We start from the raw sequence: 17,992 nt of genomic DNA, 5'->3' as shown, positions 1-17,992 counted from the left end.
GCGGTACAGGTGGTACAGGGAGGTGCGGTGGACGGGTCGCCGACGGACCGGGTCGCGGCCGCGGTGCGCGCCCGCATCGAGGCGGGCGACCTGCGCCCCGGGGACCGCGCGCCGTCGGTGCGCGCGCTGGTGGCCGAGTACGGCGTCGCGATGTCCACCGCCGCCCGGGCGCTGACCCGGCTGCGCGAGGAGGGGTTGCTGCACACGACGGCCCGGGTCGGGTCCGTCGTCGCCGGGCCGGCGGGACACCCGGGCCCGGCCGCGCCGCCGGACACGGACCGGCTGGTGCGGACCGCGACCGCCATCGCCGACGACGAGGGCCTGGCCGCACTGTCCATGCGCCGCCTCGCCGGTGCGTTCGGCGTGCCGACGATGTCGCTGTACCGGCTGGTGCGCAGCCGCGACGAGCTGCTGCTCGCGATGCTCGAGGCGGTGTTCGCCGAGCTGGTGCTGCCCCCGGCCGACGGGCCGTGGCGGGCCCGGCTGGAGGGAGCGGTGCACGCGCAGTGGCGGGTGCACCGGCGGCACCCGTGGCTCGCGCGGGTGCTGTCGCTGTCCCGTCCGCAGGCGCTGCCGTCGCTGCTGCGCTTCGCCGAGTTCGAGCTGGCCGCGCTGGAGGAGGTCGTCGCCGACCCGGTGGAGCGGTTCGACCTGCACCTGGCGCTGACCGGGTTCGTGCGGGGGATGGCGCTGACCCTGGCCGCGGAGCAGGAGGCGCAGGCCGACACCGGCGTCGACGCCGACACCTGGGCCGACCACGACCCCGGGCTGCGCACCGCGCTGCGCCGCCACGGCGGGCCCGCGCTGCGCCGGATCGGGGACCACCCCTACGACCTGCAGCGGGTCCTCGACACCGGGATCGCCCGGTTCCTCGACGGGATCAGCTGAACCCCTGCTGTCGCCACGCCTCGTAGACAGCGACGGCGGCGGCGTTGGCCAGGTTCAGCGAGCGGTTCGACGGCCGCATGGGCAGCGCCACCGTGCCCGTCACCCAGTCCGCGCCCGCCACCTCCGGCGGCAGCCCGGTCGACTCGCGGCCGAACAGCAGCACGTCCCCGTCGGAGTAGGCGACGTCGGTGTAGCGGACCGGCGCGCCCGGCACGAACGCGAACACCCGCGCCCCCGCGGCGCGCACCCAGCCGGCGAACGCGGCCGTGTCGTCGTGCACGACGACCTCGGCGAGGTCGGCGTAGTCGAGCCCGGCCCGGCGCACCGAGCGCTCGTCGAGGGAGAAGCCGAGCGGCCGGACCAGGTGCAGCTCGGCGCCGGTGTTCGCGGCGAGCCGGATCGCGTTGCCGGTGTTCGGCGGGATCTCCGGGGTGTGCAGGGCGAGGCGGACCACGCGCTACTCGTACCAGGTGCCCCCGCTCCAGTGGTTGCCGTCCGGGTCGGCGACCTCGAACAGGCGGCTGCCGTAGTCGGCGTCGAAGGGTGCGTGCACCACGGTGGCGCCGGCCGCGACGGCGCGGGCGAACAGGGCGTCCGGGTCGTCGCAGACGAGGTGGACGGCCGCGCCGCCGGGTGGGCGGCACCCGTCGTGGGCGGGGCCGAGCATCACGCCGCCGGGGGCACCGGTGGACCCGGTGCGCACCAGCTCGGCGTGGACGATCGCGCCGTCGTCGCCGGTGTGGACAGCGCGCTCGGTGAAGTCCAGTGCCGAGGTCAGGAACGTGACCAGGGCGCGCGGGTCGGGGCTGGACAGGCTGGGCCAGAGGCCGGGCAGGTCGCTCATGGGTACGAGGGTGCCGGGGCCGGGCGCCGCGGTCGTGGACGAATCGGAGCCGCCGGCCGGACCCGCTCGGCCCGCCAGGTCGACGCGGTGGTGCCCGCGAGGTCGCGGAAGTCGCGGGCCAGGTGCTGCTGGTCGGCGTAGCCGCAGATCGCGGCCAGCTCGGCGAGCGGGGGAGCCGACGGGCGGCGCAGCAGCGTGCACGCCCGCTCGAACCGGATGACCCGTGCCGCGGCCTTCGTCGCGAGCCCGGTCTCGCGCCGCAGCCGCTCACCGAGGTGGCGCTGCGACCAGCCGACCTCCCCGGCGACGTCGGCGACGCGCGCGGTCCCGCCGCTGCGGGCCAGCAGCTCCCAGGCGCGCACCACCTCCGGCGGCGGGTCGCCCGGACGGTCCCGGGCGTCGGCGACGGCGCACAGCGCGGCGTCGAGCAGCGCGCAGCGCCCGGCCCACCCCGGCTCGGCGCGCAGCCGGTCCAGCAGGGTGTCCAGGCCGGGGAGGAGCAGCGCGAGGTCGACGACGTCGCCGGCCAGCTCGCCGGCGGGCAGCCCGAGCAGCGTGCGGGCGCCGCGCCAGGTCATCTCCAGCTGCATCCCGGCCTGCCGGGTGCCGGTCGCGAGCACCGCCGGTGCGGCGTGCAGGCCGGCCGCCGAGGCGGTGAACCGGCCCGGGCCGCGTCGCGGGTCCGGTGCGGCGAGCAGGTCGATCGCACCGTCCAGGCAGAGCACGACGGTCAGGTGGGCGCTCGACACGCCCTGGTGCGTCCCTGCCGGGCCCGCGGGGGAGGACCAGCACCAGATCCCGGACACGAGCGGGCGCAGGCGGGCGGAGGGACGCCAGCGTCGGGCCCCGTCGGACATGCGGGCCAGGGTAGCGCCGCCGGGACGGGGAGGCCGGGAGTCCGGAACGGACGATCGTCGGCGACGCCCGGACGCGCCCGCGCCGCCGGGTGTTCCGCGGTCGTTCGTCGAACGGTCGACGGGGGTCCGCCGGGGATACCCGGCGATCCTGAGAACGGCCGCGGGGCCGAAAAGTGAGCGGTTGTCGCACACGGCCGTCCGCCGTAGCGGACAGGGCCCTTCACAGAATGGATCTTAGGGCGGTCGTCGCCCAATCGCTCCGTTCGGATGAAACATTTCCTTAATCGATCCCACGTCTATTCGATCTCCCTGGTGATCGAATAGTCACCGGGTGGGCAAGATCGGAATTGCGGGATCTCCCGGTCCGTATTCGTCGGGGGAGGCAGATCGGTTCGTGGTGTGTCATGGTTCCGATTCAGGGTGGGGAACGCGGGGCGTTCCGGAGTGCTGTCCGGTAATCGCTCAATGGAGAGGGACGGGGTCATGAGTAACGCCTCCAAGATCGGAATGGCCGTCGTCGGCGGCTATGTGCTGGGAAGAACGAAAAAGGCCAAGCTGGCGATCATGCTCGGGGGTGCGCTCGCCGGGCGGAAACTGAATCTGACGCCTGCCGGAATCGTGTCGCAGGCGTCGAAGGTGGTGGCGGGGTCGCCGGAGCTGACCCGGCTGTCCGACGCCGTGCGCGGCCGGCTGTTCGAGGCGGGCAAACAGGCCGCGGTGTCCGCGGCCGGCAACCGGCTCGAGGCGCTGACCAACTCGCTCGTCGAGCGGGTCGAGAACCTCGGCAAGCCGGTCGAGCAGGTCGCCGGCGCCGCCGGTGACGCCGCCGGCGCGGGCGTGGAGAAGACCGGTGACGCGGCCGGTGCGGCCGTCGAGGGTGCCGGTGCGGCCGCCGGTGCCGCCGGGGACACCGCGGAGGGCGCGACCGACGCCGTCGGGGACACGACCGACGCCGTCGGCGACGCCGCCGGGGAGGCCCCGGTGGTCGGCCGGGCCGCGAAGGGCACCACCCGCGCGGCCGGGTCGGCGACGCGGGGAGCGGGCCGCGCGGTCGCGGGCACGACGTCCAAGGCGCGCCGTCCGCGGTCGGCGGATGCCGACTCCGAGGACCCCCCGCGCCGGCGGACCGGACGGTCGTCGGCCTCGGGATCGTCGTCGGGACGTGCGGGATCGTCGAGCCGGTCGTCGTCGGACGGCGCGGACTCCGACTCCGAGGGCCGCGCGGCCCCGGCCCGGCGGACCGCGCGGTCCTCCTCGGGCCGCAACTCCGAGTCGTCCTCGGGCTCGTCGGGCAAGGGCGGCTCGCGCAACGGCCGGGCGCCGCGCTCGGGCGGGCGTGCGACGAAGAAGTCGGAGGCGCGGGCCGATGGCTGAGGAGCAGAACGGCAGCACCTCGGTGCTGGACCAGCTGCCCACCGACCGCCTCAAACAGGCCGGGCAGCTGCTGTTGAAGGCCGCCGCCGACCGTGCGGTCGGCGCCGCGATGAACCAGGTGGAGGGACTCACCGAGCGGCTGACGGGCGTCGCCGAGAACGGCGGGACGGGCCTGGGCGCCGCACTCGGCGGGGGCAGCTCGGAGGAGGGGGGCAATCCGGTGACGAACGCGGTGAAGGGCGGGTTCTCGGCCGTCAAGGACAAGGTGATGGGGGCCGTCGGGCTCGGCGGTGGCGACGACGGGTCCGAGGACTCCGAGGGCGGCGCCGGCGGCGGTGGTTCCGGCGGGGGCCGCGGCAAGTTCAAGTTCATGAACATCGTCGAGCACCTCGACGTCGGTGTCCCGGTGCGGGTCGCCTACGACCAGTGGACGCAGTTCGCGGACTTCTCGACCTTCATGAAGAAGGTGCAGTCGGTCGACCAGGAGTCCGACGAGAAGACGAACTGGAAGGCCCAGGTGTTCTGGTCGAAGCGCACCTGGAGCGCGACGATCATCGAGCAGATTCCGGACACCCACATCATCTGGCGCTCGCAGGGTGCCAAGGGTTATGCCAACGGGTGCGTGTCGTTCCACGAACTCGCGCCGAACCTGACCCGCGTCGTGCTGATCCTCGAGTACTACCCGGTCGGCCTGTTCGAGAAGACCGGCAACATCTGGCGCGCCGTCGGCCGCCGGGCCCGGCTGGAGTTCAAGCACTACGGCCGGCACGTGATGGTCGAGACCCTGCTCAACCGCGAGGAGCTGGAGGGCTGGCGCGGGGAGATCCGCGACAGCGAGGTCGTCAAGACCCACGAGGAGGGGCTCGAGGAGGAGCGCGAGGCCGAGTACGACGACGAGGACGCCGAGTACGACGACGACTACGAGGACGCCGAGTACGACGAGGACGACGAGGCCGGGGACGACCTCGCCGAGGACGACCTCGCCGACGACGACCTCGCGGAGGACGACGACCTCGCCGAGGAGGAACCGGCCGAGGACGACGACCACGCGGAGGAGGACCTCGCCGAGGACGACCTCGACGCCGAGGACGAGGCCGCGGACGAGGAACCGGCCGACGACCCCGACCCGGAGTACGACGACGCCGAGTACGAGGACGCCGAGCCGGAGGACGCCGAGGCCGAGGAGCCCGAGCCGGAGGAGGACGGCGGCCGACGGGCCGGGAGCCGTCGCCGTCGCACGGCGGGCTCACGTGCCTGACCCGGCCCGGCACCCGCGAACGGAGGGACGGACACCGTGACCGTCAGCCAGCGACAGGGGGGCGGCGGCCGGGTCGACCGCGCCCCGCAGGGCGACCTCGCCCAGGTCATCGACCTGATCCTGGACAAGGGCCTCGTCATCGACATCTTCGTGAAGGTCTCGCTGGTCGGGATCGAGCTGGTCACGATCGACGCCCGCATCGTCGTCGCCAGCGTGGACACCTACCTGCGGTTCGCGGAGGCCACCAACCGCCTCGACCTGCACCAGAAGGGCGGCAAGGACCTCGGCGAGGTCGTCAGCGGCATCTCGGAGGGCGGCTCGAAGGGGGTCTCGAAAGGAGCCACCAAAGGAGTGATCGAGGCGGGCAAGGAGAAGTTCGACGACCTCCGGGGTGAGCGTCGCTCGCGGAAGGAGAAGAGCGGGTGAGCAGTGCGACCTACGTCTACGCCGTCGTCGCCGCCGACATCGACCTGCCCGAGGGACTGACCCCCGTCGGCGGCGGCGAGGAGGTGGCGGTGATCGACCACGGGCGGCTCGCCGCGGTCGTCAGCGACGTCCCGCGCGACGCCCCGCTGGGCAGCCGGGAGGACCTCCTGGCCCACGAGCGCACCGTGAACACCCTGGCCGGGAGCACGACCGTGCTGCCGATGCGGTTCGGCGGCGTCGTCGACGACGACCGCGCCGTCGTCGACGAGCTCCTCGCCGCGCACCAGGAGTACTTCACCTGGGCGCTGGAGCAGCTCGACGGCTGCCGGCAGTTCGTGCTGGCCGGCCGCTACGACCAGGACCGCCTGGTGGCGGGCATCGTCGAGGCCGACCGGGAGATCCAGCAGCTCGGTGAGGCCGTGCGCGGCAAGGACCCGGACGCCACGTACTACGAGCGCATCCGGCTCGGCGAGGCGATCGCGGGCCACGTCGAGCGCATCCGGTCCGACGACGCGGACTTCGCCGTGGAGCGGCTGGGGCCGTTCGCCGTCGCGACGTCGGTGAAGGAGCCCGCCGCCGAGGACGGCGCCGTCGAGCTGGCGCTGCTGGTGCACCGCGACCGGGTCGGCGACTTCGAGCAGGCCGTCGACGCGCTCGGCGACGAGTGGGACGAGCGGGTGCGGCTGCGCCTGATCGGCCCGGTCGCGCCGTACGACTTCCTGCCCGAACCACCGGAGGCCGAGGGCTGATGGGGCTGTTGCGCGGCCTGCTCGGGCTGCCGCTCGCACCGCTGCGCGGCGTCGTCTGGGTGGGGGAGCAGCTCCAGGACCAGGCCCACGCCCGGCTCTACGACCCGGTCGCGGTGCGCCGGCAGATCGACGAGGTGGAACGGGCCTACGAGCAGGGGGAGATCTCCGAGGCCGACCGCGACGCGCGTCAGGAGGTCCTGCTGGCCCGGCTGACGGGGCGACCGGGGGACGGCCGTGGCTGAGCCGGAGGACCGGTCGTCCGACGAGCGACCACGTCGTCGCAGGTCGGGGGAGCCGGCCCGTCGGCGGGAGGGATCGGAGGCCCCGGTGCGGCGACGCGCGGGGGAGGCTCCGCCGCGTCGGTCGCGGGACGGGGAGGATCCGCCCCGCCGCCGGTCGCGGGACGGGGAGGACCCGCCCCGCCGCCGGTCGGCGGACGACGACGCCGCGCCGCGGCGCCGGTCCGGGGACGCTCCGCGGCGCCGTCGGTCCGGGGAGGACGACGCGCCGCCGCGCCGTCGCTCCGGGGACGACGACGCCGCGCCGCGCCGTCGGTCGGCGGACGGGGAGGGACCGCCCCGTCGGCGACGTCCGGCCGGGGGCGACGCGTCGCGTCGCCGCGAGAGGGACGGGGCGCCGCGCCGTCGCCCGCGGGAGGACGAGCCGCCCCCTCGGCGACGTCCGCCCGACGGTGGGTCGTCGCGCCGCCGCTCCGGCACCGCGGACGACCGGGCCGCCGACGCGTCGTCGGAGCGGCGCGGACGCGGTGCACGGGACGACCGGTCCGAGCGGCGTCGCGACACCGGCGAGCGGCCGGTGCGGCGTCGCTCCGCCGGGGACGAGCCCGTCCGTCGTCGCCGGTCCGGGGACGACGGCGCGACCCGGGAGCGGCCCACGCGCCGGACCCGGCCCCGCGACGACGACCGGGCCTCCGCGGCGCCGCGACGTCGCCGTGACACCACGGAGGAACAGCCCCCGCCGCGGCGGCGTCGCCCGGCGGGCGGAGGCCCGCGGCGGGGACGTGCCGGCCGCGACGAGCCGGACCGGGGGCCGGTGGGAGACCAGGACGAGGAGGTCCTGGACGACACCGAGGCCGACGACGAGTCCGACTCCGACGACGAGGAGTCCGAGTTCGACTACGAGGAGCCCGAGTCCGACCCCGACGACGAGGAGCCCGAGTTCGAGGAGGAGGAACCCGAGCCCGAGGGGATCGAGGACGAGCTCGATGCCGACGACGAGGACGACGGCTTCGACGAGGACGACGACTACGCGGACGACTCCCCGGACGACGACTACGAGGACGACACCCCCGAGGACGAGGGACCGGAGGACGAGGTCGCGGAGGACGAGGTCGCGGAGGACGAGGTCGCGGAGGACGAGGTCGCGGACGACGAGGTCACGGACGACGAGGAACCGGAGGACGAAGACCCCGAGGCGGAGACCGCCGCCGACCCGCCCGACGAGCAGGGCCGTACCGCCCCCGGTCGTGACCGGCACGAGGACGACGAGCAGGACGAGGAGGACCGCCCCGGACCCGTGGACACCGCACCGGAGGACACCGCACCGGAGGACACCGCACCGGAGGACACCGCACCGGAGGACACCGCACCGGAGGACGCAGCGCCGGAGGACGCAGCGCCGGAGGACGAGGAGCCGGAGGACGAGGAGCCGGAGGAGCGACCCGACCCACCCCGGCGCCGCATCGGCGCCCGCGCGGCCGCCCGCGCCGCCGTCGAACAGATCGCGGAGATGACCGGCCGCGCACCGGAGGGGGTCACGTTCGTCCGCAAGCAGGACGACAGCTGGCTGGTCGGTGTGGAGGTCGTCGAGACCGAGCGCATCCCCGACTCCTCCGACGTGCTCGCCGTCTACGAGGCCGAGCTCGACGACGAGGCCGAGCTGATGTCGTACCAGCGGGTCCGGCGCTACCCGCGCGGCCGCGGCGACGACGACTGAGGGAGGACCATGAGCGACGCCGTCCGCTGGAGCAGCCCCGGTGCGCCGCAGCGCCGCACCGAGCGAGCACCCCAGCAGTCGGGCACCGACCTGGCCGACATCCTCGAGCGCGTCCTGGACAAGGGCATCGTCATCGCCGGCGACATCCAGGTGAACCTGCTCGACATCGAGCTGCTGACCATCAAGATCCGGCTGGTCGTGGCCTCGGTGGACCGCGCCAAGGAGATGGGCATCGACTGGTGGGAGCGCGACCCGACGCTGTCGGGCGGCCGCGACGAGCTGGAGGAGGAGAACGCACGGCTGCGTGACCGGGTGGAACGCCTCGAACGCCTGCTCCCCGCCGACGAGCGGTCCGCGTCGTCCGACGACGCCCACGACGGTCCTGACGGGGCATCGGCCCGGGCCGACGACGCCGCCGTCGAGAGGTCGATCGACCGGGCCGTCGACGACGCCGAGACCGAGACCGAGACCGCCGCCGAGACCGAGACCGAGACCGACGCCGAGACCGACGACGCGACCGACGACGAGGCCGACGAGACGGACGAAACCACCGACGACGACGCCGCCGACGGACCGGCCGACGAGACCGATGACGACGAGCCCGGCGAGGACGCACCCGACGCCCCACCGCGTCGCACCCGCCCCGCCGCACCCCGGCGGCGACGCGGAACCACCACCCGTCGTCCGGCACGCGGGAGGGACTGAGCCGTGGACCTGACCTACGTCTACGCCGTGGGCGACGCGGCCCCGCCCGACCTGGCCGGGCTCACCGGCATCGGCGGCCGCCCGGTGCACGCGGTGACCGGCGGCGACGCGCTCTGGGCCGCCACCGGCACCGTCCCCGAGTCCGACTTCGGCGAGGACGCCCTGACCGCCCGGCTGGAGGACCTGACCTGGCTGGCGACCACCGCGCGGGAGCACCACGCCGTCGTCGACGCGCTCGGTGCGCGCACGGTCGTCGCGCCGCTCGCCCTCGCGACGGTCTACCGCGACGACGAGCGGGTCCGTGCCGTGCTGACCGAACGGCACACCGCGTTCGCCGAGGTCCTGGACCGGCTCCGGGGCCGCACCGAGTGGGGCGTGAAGGCCTACGCCACGACGCAGCCGGAGCGCCGCGACGCCGGTCGGGCGTCGTCGGGGGCCGAGTACCTGCGCCGCCGTCGCCGGGAGCTCGACCGCGTCGCGGGCGACGACGACGCCGCCCACGCCGCGGCGCAGCGGCTGCACGAGGCGGCGGCGCGGGCCGCGGTGACGACGCGGCGGCACCGGCTGCACGCCCCCGCGCTGACCGGACGCACCGAGCCGATGGTCCTCAACGGCGCCTACCTGGTCGACGACGCCGACCGCGACACCTGGCGCGCCGCCGTGACGGGGGCCGCGGACGGCGCCGGGCTCACCGTCGAGGTCACCGGGCCGTGGGTGCCGTACTCGTTCGTCGAGGAGGAGCGGTGAGCACGGGGGAGACCGGCCTCGCCCACCGCGAGGTCGCCCTGGTCGACCTGCTGGACCGGCTGCTCGCCGGCGGGGTCGTGCTGGCCGGGGACGTCACGGTCTCGCTGGCCGGGGTTGACCTGATCCGCATCTCGCTGCGTGCGCTGATCGTGTCGATCGCCCCGGCCGGGCGGCAGGCGGGGGAGGAGCCGCCCGATGACGCCTGACCCGCGCCCCGGCGGCCGGATCGACATCGACCGCGACGCCGTCCGCCGCGACCTCATGAAGCTGGTGCTGACGATCGTCGAGCTGCTGCGTCAGCTCATGGAGCGCCAGGCGCTGCGCCGCGTCGAGCAGGGCGACCTCACCGACGACGAGGTCGAGGACCTCGGCACCGCCCTCATGCACCTCGAGGAGGCGATGGACGAGCTCACCGCGGAGTTCGGTCTGACCGCGGCGGACCTGAACCTCGAGCTCGGCCCGCTCGGTCCGCTGCTGCCCCGGCACCGCTCGTGACACCCCCGCCGGGCAGGACCGCGCGCACCGCCCGCACGTGCGCCTCGAACTCGCGGGTCCGCGACCGCAGCACCCGCTCCCCGCCCGCGGTCAGCCGGTACCCGCGGCTGCCGGCCGGGCGTCGCACCAGCCGGTTCCGTTCGAGCCGGTGCAGCGCCCGGTACACCAGGCCCGCCGACAGGGCCAGCGCGCCGCCGGAGCGGTCGAGCACGGCGTCGCGGACCGCGGCCCCGTCGCCGGGGGCGTCGTGGACCGCGCCGAGGAGCAGCAGATCCAGCGTCGCCCGGTCCGGTGGCCGCATCGGCGCGCCCCCTCCGCTCGTCGGGATGAACCGCAGCGTTCCCCCGCCCGGGCGGGCGGAAACCGACACACACCCGGAACCGAGAGGACCGATCGTCATGGCCGTACCCGCGAGGACCCGATGAGCACCGCGACGCAGGAGGCCCCCGCGGTCCCGCAGGCCCGGGAGCCGGGCCCGGCGACCCCGCCGGCGCCGCCCGACCCGATGACGCAGCTGCGCGACGCCGGGGAGCGGCTCCTGGCCGCACTCGTCGACCGGCTCGCCGCGCTCGCCTGCGACCAGGTCGACCGCCTCGCCGACTCGCTGGAGCGGATGGCGGCCGACGGCGGGCCCGGTCTCGGCGCCGCGCTCGGCGCGGGCAAGGCCCTCGCCCGCGGCGACAACCCGGTGTGGGGCGCGATCAAGGGCGGGTTCGCCGCGCTCGGGACCGCGGCCAAGGTGCTGATCGGCGTCGTCGTGGCGCTGGCGCCGGTGCTGCTGCTGGTGGCACTGGTCGTCGCGATCGTCGCCGCGCTGGTGTGGGCCGTGGTCGCGGCGGTGAAGGCCGCCACCGGCTGAGGTCAGAGGGTGAGCAGCATCCGCACGTTGCCCAGGGTGTTCGGCTTCACGTGGGCGAGGTCGAGGAACTCGGCGACGCCGGCGTCGTAGCTGCGCAGCATCGCCGCGAACACCTCGGCCGACACCGGCGTCCCGTCGATCTCGGCGAAGCCGTGCCGGGCGAAGAACTGCTTCTCGAACGTGAGCACGAACAGCCGCTCCAGCCCGAGCTCGCGCGCGCCGTCGATCAGGGCGGCGACGATCCGGTGCCCGACCCCGCGGCCCAGCACCGACGGCGACACCGCGACCGTGCGGATCTCGCCCAGGTCCTCCCAGAGCACGTGCAGGGCGCCGCAGCCGACGACCGTGCCGTCGACCTCGGCGACGAGGAACTCCGGGACCGCCTCGTAGAGGGTCACGGTCTCCTTGGCCAGCAGCACGGTGCCCGCGTACTCGTCGACGAGCTCGCGGATCCGGCGGACGTCGCGGGTGCGGGCACGGCGGACGATCACGTCGGGAACCGGGGCGGGGACGGGCTCGGGCACGGCAGGAGAGCCTAGACCGGGGCCGTCGGACCCGGCGTCTACCCTGGTACCCGTGGCTTCCCCCGAGAACGCACCCCGGCGCGCCGCCCTGCTGACGCTGGGCTGCGCGCGTAACGAGGTCGACTCCGAGGAGCTCGCGGGCCGCCTGGCCGGGTCCGGCTGGGAGCTGGTCGACGCCGAGGACGGCAGCCCCGACGTCATCGTCGTCAACACCTGCGGATTCGTCGAGCAGGCGAAGAAGGACTCGATCGACACCGTGCTGGCCGCCTCGGACGTGGCCCGCCCGGCGGGGGCGAAGGTCGTCGCCGTGGGCTGTCTCGCCGAGCGCTACGGCGCCGAGCTGGCCGCCGACCTGCCCGAGGCCGACGCGGTGCTCGGCTTCGACGCCTACCCCGAGCTCGCCGAGCGCCTCGGCGACGTCCTGGGCGGGCACGCCCCGGCCCCGCACGTCCCCACCGACCGCCGCAAGCTCCTGCCGATCTCCCCGGTCGAGCGCCCGGCCGCGACGGCGGACGTCTCGGTCCCCGGCCACGACTGGGTGCCCGACATCGCGCGCACCCGCCTGTCCGGCGGACCGGTCGCGTCGCTGAAGCTCGCGTCGGGCTGCGACCGCCGCTGCGCGTTCTGCGCCATCCCGAGCTTCCGCGGCAGCTTCGTGTCCCGCCCGCCGGCCGACGTGCTCGGCGAGGCCGCCTGGCTCGCCCGGCAGGACGTCCGCGAGCTCGTCCTGGTCAGCGAGAACTCCACCAGCTACGGCAAGGACCTCCCCGGCGGCACCCGCGCCCTGGTCGACCTGCTCCCGCAGCTCGCCGGGATCGACGGGGTCGAGCGGATCCGGGTCGCCTACCTGCAGCCGGCCGAGCTGCGGCCCGACCTGCTCCGGGTCATCGCGACCACGCCGGGCGTCGCGCCCTACTTCGACCTGTCGTTCCAGCACGCGTCGGCGCGGGTGCTGCGCCGGATGCGCCGCTTCGGGTCGCGCACCGACTTCCTCGACCTCTGCGAGCGCATCCGCGCGCTCGCCCCGGAGGCCGGGATCCGCTCCAACGTCATCGTCGGGTTCCCCGGCGAGACCGAGGAGGACCTCGCCGAGCTGGAGGCGTTCCTCACCGGCGCCCGGCTCGACGCCGTCGGCGTGTTCGGTTACTCCGACGAGGACGGCACCGAGGCCGAGGGCTACGACGGCCACGTCGACCCGGCCGAGGTGCAGGCCCGCGTCGCGCGGATCTCCGCGCTGGTCGACGAGCTGATGGAACAGCGCGCCGAGGAACGCATCGGCACCGAGGTCGTCGTGCTCGTCGAGTCCGCGGAGAGCGACGAGGACGACTGCACCGGCCGCGCCGCCCACCAGGGCCCCGACGCCGACGGCGAGTCCACCGTCGTCGCCGCGGCGCAGGACGGCCCGGAGCCGGACTCGCTGCGTCCCGGTGACCTGGTCCGCTGCCGCGTCGTGGACACCGAGGGCGTCGACCTGCTGATGGAGGCGTGCGAGCTGCTCGACCCGCGTGTGCCGGCCGCGGCCGTCCCGGCGGCCTCCGCAGCCGGATGAGCTCGCACCCGGCCGGGGGCACCGCCGGAGTCGGTGACCCGCCGCTGCTGAACATCGCGAACGCGCTGACCGTCCTGCGGCTGCTGCTCGTCCCGGTGTTCGTCGTCGCGCTGTTCGTCGGCGGCGGCGAGGACGTGGTGTGGCGGCTGGTCGCGTTCGCCGTGTTCGTGATCGCGGCGGCCACCGACCGGCTCGACGGCCAGCTGGCCCGCAGCCGCGGGCTCGTCACCTGGTTCGGTGCGCTGGTCGACCCGATCGCGGACAAGGCCCTGATGGGCGCCGCCCTGATCGGGCTGTCGATACTCGGGGTGCTGCCCTGGTGGGTGACGATCGTGATCGTCGTCCGCGAGCTCGGCATCACCGCGCTGCGCTTCGTCGTGATCCGCCGTCGCGGGGTCATCCCGGCCAGCCGCGGCGGCAAGGCCAAGACCGTCGCCCAGACCGTCGCGATCGGGCTGTTCCTGCTGCCGCTGCCGGAGCTGCTGGGCCCCGGCACCGCCGCCGCGACCGCCGTGCTCGTCCTCCAGTGGGCGGTGATGGCCGTCGCGCTGGTGCTCACCGTGGTGACCGGCGCCGACTACGTCCGCAAGGCCGTCCGTCCCCGGCCCGCCTGACCTGCGGGGACGATCCGGGGCCCGCGCGGCGTTGAGGTGTTCGCCGTGGGCGGACAGCGTCACGGCGCGTGGGAACCGGGGAAGTCGGTACGGTGAGACATCACCGGGTGTCCGGGGAGCAGTCGAGGAGGGCACATGCTGCTGCGGGAAGCGATCGGCAGTGGGCTGCGTGAGGTGCGCACGGCGCGCCGGCGCACGCTGCGCGACATCTCGCGGGCCGCGCGGGTGAGCCTCGGGTACCTCTCCGAGGTCGAGCGCGGGCGCAAGGAGCCCTCCAGCGAGCTGCTCGCGGCGATCTGCGAGGCGCTCGGGGTCTCCGTGCCGGACCTGCTGACGACCGTCGCCGCCGAGATGGCGACGGCGACGTCCGCCGCGGCCGCGGGCCGTCGCGACGACGTGCTCGTCCCGATCGGGCAGCGGCACGCCGAGCTGCGGCTGGCCGGGCGGCCGGGTTCCGTGGTCGCCGCGCCGGCGTCCTCGGGCGGGCCGGTGGCCTCGGCCGCCTGATCGCACGGCCCGCCCCGGCCGACCGCTCCTGCGCGGTAGGGTGCGGACAGACCGGCAGCGATGCCAGGATGGACAGGGCCGGAGGTCCGGTGCCGACCACGGGGGGAACGCGGGGTCGGTCCGGGGTCCGCACGCCCGCCGTGGTGGCGGGCACGGTCGCGAGCGAACGCAGGCGGAGGACGCGCAGAGATGGCCAACGGATTCACCAAGTTCTTCAGCTATCTGTCGGCCCTGTTCTCGTCGAAGGTCGACGAGCACGCCGACCCGAAGGTGCAGATCCAGCAGGCCATCGAGGACGCCCAGCGCCAGCACCAGCAGCTGTCGCAGCAGGCGGCCGCGGTGATCGGCAACCAGCGTCAGCTGGAGATGAAGCTGAACCGGCAGCTGGGTGAGATCGAGAAGCTGCAGTCGTCGGCGCGGCAGGCACTCGTGCTGGCCGACCAGGCCCGCTCCCAGGGTGACGAGCAGAAGGCCCAGCAGTACGAGCAGTCGGCGCAGACCTTCGCGACCCAGCTGGTGACCGCGGAGCAGGGCGTCGAGGACCTCAAGACGCTGCACGACCAGTCGATCGGTGCCGCCGCACAGGCCAAGCAGGCCGTCGAGCGGAACTCGATGATGCTGCAGCAGAAGATCGCCGAGCGCACCAAGCTGCTCAGCCAGCTCGAGCAGGCCAAGATGCAGGAGCAGGCCGCGAAGTCGCTGCAGCAGATGAGCGAGCTGTCCGCGCCGCGCAACGCGCCCTCGCTCGACGAGGTCCGCGACAAGATCGAGAAGCGGTACGCCACCGCGCTCGGGTCCGCGGAGCTGGCCCAGAACTCGGTGCAGGGCCGGATGCTGGAGGTCCAGCAGTCGACCACCGACATGGCCGGCATGTCGCGGCTGGAGCAGATCCGGGCGTCGATGTCGGGGGCGCCGATCGCCGGGGGCCAGCAGGCCCCGCAGGTGGGCCAGGGGGAGCCGCAGCAGCAGCTGCCGTCCTCGCCGGCACCGGCCCAGCAGCAGCAGAACACCCAGAACCAGCAGCAGCCCGGCACCGCCTGAGCCGCTCGCCCGTTCCGCACCGTCCGCCGCGGTCCCGCCCCGGGACCGCGGCGGACGTGTGTCCGGGCCCGTCCGCCGGTGGCGCCCGTCGCAGCAGGGGTCAGCGGGTGCGGGCGGCGCCGGGTGGCGGTCGCCCGGGGGCACCGCGGCGCGGACCGGTGGCCCGGCGCACCGGGCGCGGGGACGGCCCCGTCTGGCAGCGCGGGCACCAGTAGGTGACCCGGGCCCGGTGGTCGTCGCCCTGGTCGGCGGTCCGGATGCGGGTCCCGCAGCGGCGGCACGGGCGTCCGGGCCGCTCGAACACCCAGTGCGCCTCGCCCGCGGCCAGCGAGCCGGTCGTCGTCTGCTCCGGGCGGTCCTTGTTCGACGACAGCAGCCGCCGCGACAGGTCGATGACCCCGGGCAGGTCGGGCACGTCGCGGACCGGCACCCAGGGCGTGAGCCCGAGCAGGAAGCAGATGTCGTTGCGGTAGAGGTTGCCGAGACCGGCCATGACCCGCTGCTCGAGCAGCACCAGCCCGAGCGGGTGGTCGGCCCGGGCGGTCATCCGGCGCAGCGCCTCGGCGTCGTGGCCGGGGCCCCAGTCCGGGTCGAGCAGGTCGGGCCCGAGATGCCCGACGAGGGTGTGCTCGTCGTCGGTGGGGAGCAGCTCCAGGTCGTGCAGGGCGAACCCGACGGCGACCCGGTCGGCGGTCTCCAGCACCGCGCGCGCCTCGTGCGCGACCCGGCGCCACCGCATGCCGGGCCGGTACAGGTGCCAGGAGCCGTCCATCCGGAAGTGGCTGTGCAGGCTGCGGCCGTCGTCGAAGCGGGTGAACAGGTGCTTGCCGACGGAGACGACGCCGGTCACGGTCAGCCCGGCCAGGTCGTGCTCGGCCAGGCGCGGGTGGCGCAGCTCGCCGCGCAGCAGCTCGTGCCCGGACAGCGCGGTGTGCAGCCGCTTGCCGGCCAGGTACACGGTGTCTCCCTCGGGCACGACCGCGACGCTACCCGGGCGGGCCCGGACCGGCCCGGGCCCGGCCGACGGCTCAGTCGACGACGAGCGTCCGCAGCTGCGGCCACACCTGCGACCACGGGTGCGTCATGCCCTCGCCCAGCCAGATGCGGTTGCCGTCGCCGAGGTCGGTGACCGGTCGCAGTTCCACCCCGGTGGGGGTGAGCAGGCCGGGGTCCCTGCCGAGGAAGATCACGACGTCGTGGTCGTCCGGGGGCGGGTCGAAGTAGCCGTAGCTGCGGTTGCCGCTGTACCCGGGCGGCAGGCCGAGCGCGGGGTCGGCGGTGTCGACGTAGGCGGCGTAGATGTACGAGCCGCCCATCACGACGGCGCGGTCCCGCTGGTCCGGGGGCAGCCCGTCGCGGACGCGGGCGACCTCGCCGACGATCCGCTCCGGCACGGCGGGGTCGGCCGCCCCGGCGCTCGCGGACAGCATCGCCGCGGCGAGGGCGACCGACAGCACCCCCGCCGGCCACGCCACCCAGGACCACCGCCGTCGCCCGGTCCCGCGCCGCTCCTGGAACCACACCGCCCCGAGCGCGGCGACGGCGCCGTGCAGACCGCACAGGTAGTAGGCACGCCCCACGGTCACCGCGAACACGATCCACAGCACGAGGAAGGTCACCGCGACGAAGCGGTACGGCCGCAGCCGCGGTGTCGTGAACGCCGCGACCACCCCGACCACGACGAGCACGGTGCCGAGCAGCCCGGCCAGCATCAGCATCGCCACCGCGTTGGGGCCCGGCCCGCCGAACAGGACCGACTCCTGCGCGACGACCGAGGTCATGCGCAGCTGCGGCCAGCCGTGCACGGCCTGCCACACGAGCGTCGGCGCCGCGATGAGCGCACCGACCAGCGCGGCCCACCAGAACGCGGGCCGCCGCAGCATCGCCCGCGGCCCGGCCACGCCGATCGCGAGGACCAGCACCGCGCCCAGCAGGATGACCTGGAACTTCGTCAGCGCGGCCAGGCCGAGCAGCGGGCCGACGGCGAGGAGCAGCCGGTCGTCGCGGACCCGGGTCCAGCGCACCAGCAGCCACAGCAGCAGCGCCCACTGCAGCGGCTCCAGCGAGTACGGCGTCAGGAAGTGCCCGAACAGCGTCACCCACAGCCCGGTGGCCTGGGCGAGCGCGGTGAGGACCTGGGCGCGGCGGTCGCCACCCAGCTCACGGGCGATCAGCGCGGCGACGACGACCGCGCCCGCCGTCGCCAGCGACGGCACGATCCGCAGCACCCCGTTCACCCCGGGCGCGAGGACGTCGGCGAGCCCGGCCAGCGCCGGTGCGACCGGGGGCTGGTCGGCCGACCCCCAGTCGAGGTGGTGCCGTCCGATCGCCAGCATCAGCGCCTCGTCGAACCAGTACCCGCGCCCCAGCGCCCCCATGACGAGGTGCACGACGGCCACCACTCCGGCGACGATCCCGACGGGCAGCCGCGCGAGCGGCGGAACGGTCGCGGGTGCGGCGTCGGAGTCCCGGACCGTGGTCGACGACGTCATGTGTCCCCCCGAGCGACGACGGGCACCGGCGGTCCCGGGCCCGGCGCCATCAGACCCCGGCTGGTCCGTCCGGCGCAGCGGGCATCGGGCGGTGGACGATCGACTTC

22 protein-coding genes and 1 pseudogene are annotated in these 17,992 nt (G+C 75.1%); 16 read left to right on the top strand and 7 right to left on the bottom strand.

What is annotated here, in order from left to right:
- The first annotated feature begins 27 nt into the window (after positions 1–27).
- The gene (locus KPL60_RS12635; RefSeq protein ID WP_226365925.1) at positions 28–888 is read left to right on the top strand and encodes a winged helix-turn-helix domain-containing protein; all 861 of its coding nucleotides are present in this window, start codon (positions 28–30) and stop codon (positions 886–888) included.
- On the opposite strand, the gene KPL60_RS12630 is transcribed toward KPL60_RS12635, so the two are convergent.
- The 3 genes from KPL60_RS12630 to KPL60_RS12620 are packed head-to-tail and all read right to left on the bottom strand — an operon-like array spanning position 881 to position 2,589.
- On the bottom strand, positions 881–1,342 hold the full coding sequence (locus tag KPL60_RS12630) for a tRNA (cytidine(34)-2'-O)-methyltransferase (RefSeq protein WP_208819473.1): 462 nt from the start codon (positions 1,340–1,342) through the stop codon (positions 881–883). The two genes, KPL60_RS12635 and KPL60_RS12630, sit on opposite strands and share 8 nt — an antisense overlap.
- 3 nt (positions 1,343–1,345) lie before the next feature.
- Positions 1,346–1,732, bottom strand: coding sequence for a VOC family protein (locus tag KPL60_RS12625; RefSeq protein ID WP_226365924.1), 387 nt, complete (start codon positions 1,730–1,732; stop codon positions 1,346–1,348).
- On the bottom strand, positions 1,729–2,589 hold the full coding sequence (locus tag KPL60_RS12620; protein WP_226365923.1) for an AraC family transcriptional regulator: 861 nt from the start codon (positions 2,587–2,589) through the stop codon (positions 1,729–1,731). The genes KPL60_RS12625 and KPL60_RS12620 overlap by 4 nt, the downstream gene beginning before the upstream one ends.
- Positions 2,590–3,072: 483 nt before the next feature.
- Between KPL60_RS12620 and KPL60_RS12615 the strand changes: the two genes are divergently transcribed.
- The 10 genes and pseudogenes from KPL60_RS12615 (at position 3,073) to KPL60_RS12570 (ending at position 10,299) form a co-directional block, all read left to right on the top strand.
- Positions 3,073–3,963 carry a hypothetical protein gene (locus tag KPL60_RS12615; protein ID WP_226365922.1) on the top strand — a complete coding sequence of 297 codons (891 nt, stop codon included), beginning with the start codon at positions 3,073–3,075 and terminating at the stop codon, positions 3,961–3,963.
- On the top strand, positions 3,956–5,221 hold the full coding sequence (locus tag KPL60_RS12610) for an SRPBCC family protein (protein ID WP_226365921.1): 1,266 nt from the start codon (positions 3,956–3,958) through the stop codon (positions 5,219–5,221). Before KPL60_RS12615 ends, KPL60_RS12610 begins: the two co-directional genes overlap by 8 nt.
- A 36-nt stretch (positions 5,222–5,257) precedes the next feature.
- Positions 5,258–5,647: a gas vesicle protein GvpJ gene (gene gvpJ / locus KPL60_RS12605; protein ID WP_226355835.1), complete on the top strand. Its 390-nt coding sequence runs from the start codon at positions 5,258–5,260 to the stop codon at positions 5,645–5,647.
- The gene (locus KPL60_RS12600; RefSeq protein ID WP_226365920.1) at positions 5,644–6,396 is read left to right on the top strand and encodes a GvpL/GvpF family gas vesicle protein; all 753 of its coding nucleotides are present in this window, start codon (positions 5,644–5,646) and stop codon (positions 6,394–6,396) included. The genes gvpJ and KPL60_RS12600 overlap by 4 nt, the downstream gene beginning before the upstream one ends.
- Positions 6,396–6,638 carry a gas vesicle protein GvpG gene (locus KPL60_RS12595; RefSeq protein ID WP_073578106.1) on the top strand — a complete coding sequence of 81 codons (243 nt, stop codon included), beginning with the start codon at positions 6,396–6,398 and terminating at the stop codon, positions 6,636–6,638. Before KPL60_RS12600 ends, KPL60_RS12595 begins: the two co-directional genes overlap by 1 nt.
- 811 nt (positions 6,639–7,449) lie before the next feature.
- Positions 7,450–8,352: a gas vesicle protein GvpO gene (gene gvpO, locus KPL60_RS12590; RefSeq protein WP_226365919.1), complete on the top strand. Its 903-nt coding sequence runs from the start codon at positions 7,450–7,452 to the stop codon at positions 8,350–8,352.
- A gap of 9 nt (positions 8,353–8,361) precedes the next feature.
- Positions 8,362–8,691, top strand: a pseudogene (locus KPL60_RS12585) (gas vesicle protein); the annotation flags it as partial.
- Between the two features lie 369 nt (positions 8,692–9,060).
- Positions 9,061–9,804, top strand: coding sequence for a GvpL/GvpF family gas vesicle protein (locus KPL60_RS12580; protein WP_226365918.1), 744 nt, complete (start codon positions 9,061–9,063; stop codon positions 9,802–9,804).
- Positions 9,801–10,010, top strand: coding sequence for a gas vesicle protein (locus tag KPL60_RS12575; protein ID WP_062401191.1), 210 nt, complete (start codon positions 9,801–9,803; stop codon positions 10,008–10,010). Before KPL60_RS12580 ends, KPL60_RS12575 begins: the two co-directional genes overlap by 4 nt.
- Positions 10,000–10,299 carry a gas vesicle protein K gene (locus tag KPL60_RS12570; RefSeq protein WP_062401193.1) on the top strand — a complete coding sequence of 100 codons (300 nt, stop codon included), beginning with the start codon at positions 10,000–10,002 and terminating at the stop codon, positions 10,297–10,299. The genes KPL60_RS12575 and KPL60_RS12570 overlap by 11 nt, the downstream gene beginning before the upstream one ends.
- Here KPL60_RS12570 and KPL60_RS12565 read toward each other — a convergent pair.
- Positions 10,214–10,600: a PadR family transcriptional regulator gene (locus KPL60_RS12565; protein ID WP_226365917.1), complete on the bottom strand. Its 387-nt coding sequence runs from the start codon at positions 10,598–10,600 to the stop codon at positions 10,214–10,216. The genes KPL60_RS12570 and KPL60_RS12565 overlap by 86 nt on opposite strands.
- Before the next feature lie 120 nt (positions 10,601–10,720).
- On the opposite strand from KPL60_RS12565, the gene KPL60_RS12560 reads away from it, so the two are divergent.
- Positions 10,721–11,158, top strand: coding sequence for a hypothetical protein (locus KPL60_RS12560; RefSeq protein WP_226355840.1), 438 nt, complete (start codon positions 10,721–10,723; stop codon positions 11,156–11,158).
- 2 nt (positions 11,159–11,160) lie between these two features.
- On the opposite strand, the gene KPL60_RS12555 is transcribed toward KPL60_RS12560, so the two are convergent.
- On the bottom strand, positions 11,161–11,682 hold the full coding sequence (locus KPL60_RS12555; protein ID WP_100880044.1) for an amino-acid N-acetyltransferase: 522 nt from the start codon (positions 11,680–11,682) through the stop codon (positions 11,161–11,163).
- Positions 11,683–11,734: 52 nt separating this feature from the next.
- On the opposite strand from KPL60_RS12555, the gene rimO reads away from it, so the two are divergent.
- From rimO to KPL60_RS12535, 4 genes are all read left to right on the top strand, one after another.
- A complete protein-coding gene (gene rimO, locus KPL60_RS12550; protein ID WP_226365916.1) occupies positions 11,735–13,231 on the top strand; it encodes a 30S ribosomal protein S12 methylthiotransferase RimO in 1,497 nt (498 codons plus the stop codon).
- The gene (gene pgsA, locus KPL60_RS12545) at positions 13,228–13,845 is read left to right on the top strand and encodes a CDP-diacylglycerol--glycerol-3-phosphate 3-phosphatidyltransferase (RefSeq protein ID WP_226355842.1); all 618 of its coding nucleotides are present in this window, start codon (positions 13,228–13,230) and stop codon (positions 13,843–13,845) included. Before rimO ends, pgsA begins: the two co-directional genes overlap by 4 nt.
- Before the next feature lie 135 nt (positions 13,846–13,980).
- Positions 13,981–14,352, top strand: coding sequence for a helix-turn-helix domain-containing protein (locus KPL60_RS12540; RefSeq protein ID WP_062401203.1), 372 nt, complete (start codon positions 13,981–13,983; stop codon positions 14,350–14,352).
- Positions 14,353–14,541: 189 nt separating this feature from the next.
- Positions 14,542–15,393 carry a PspA/IM30 family protein gene (locus KPL60_RS12535; RefSeq protein WP_226355843.1) on the top strand — a complete coding sequence of 284 codons (852 nt, stop codon included), beginning with the start codon at positions 14,542–14,544 and terminating at the stop codon, positions 15,391–15,393.
- Positions 15,394–15,493: 100 nt separating this feature from the next.
- Here KPL60_RS12535 and KPL60_RS12530 read toward each other — a convergent pair whose 3' ends face one another.
- Both KPL60_RS12530 and KPL60_RS12525 read right to left on the bottom strand, forming a co-directional pair.
- Entirely contained in the window at positions 15,494–16,369 is an 876-nt protein-coding gene (locus KPL60_RS12530; protein ID WP_226355844.1) for a DNA-formamidopyrimidine glycosylase family protein, read from the bottom strand.
- A 52-nt stretch (positions 16,370–16,421) separates the two neighbouring features.
- On the bottom strand, positions 16,422–17,885 hold the full coding sequence (locus KPL60_RS12525; RefSeq protein ID WP_226365915.1) for a glycosyltransferase family 39 protein: 1,464 nt from the start codon (positions 17,883–17,885) through the stop codon (positions 16,422–16,424).
- Positions 17,886–17,992: the final 107 nt, after the last annotated feature.

Origin of the sequence: Pseudonocardia sp. ICBG162 (assembly GCF_020496225.1) — a bacterium.
GTDB lineage: Bacteria > Actinomycetota > Actinomycetes > Mycobacteriales > Pseudonocardiaceae > Pseudonocardia > Pseudonocardia alni.
Note: the sequence above shows the minus strand (reverse complement) of the source record. Positions and strands in the feature narration are given on the sequence as shown.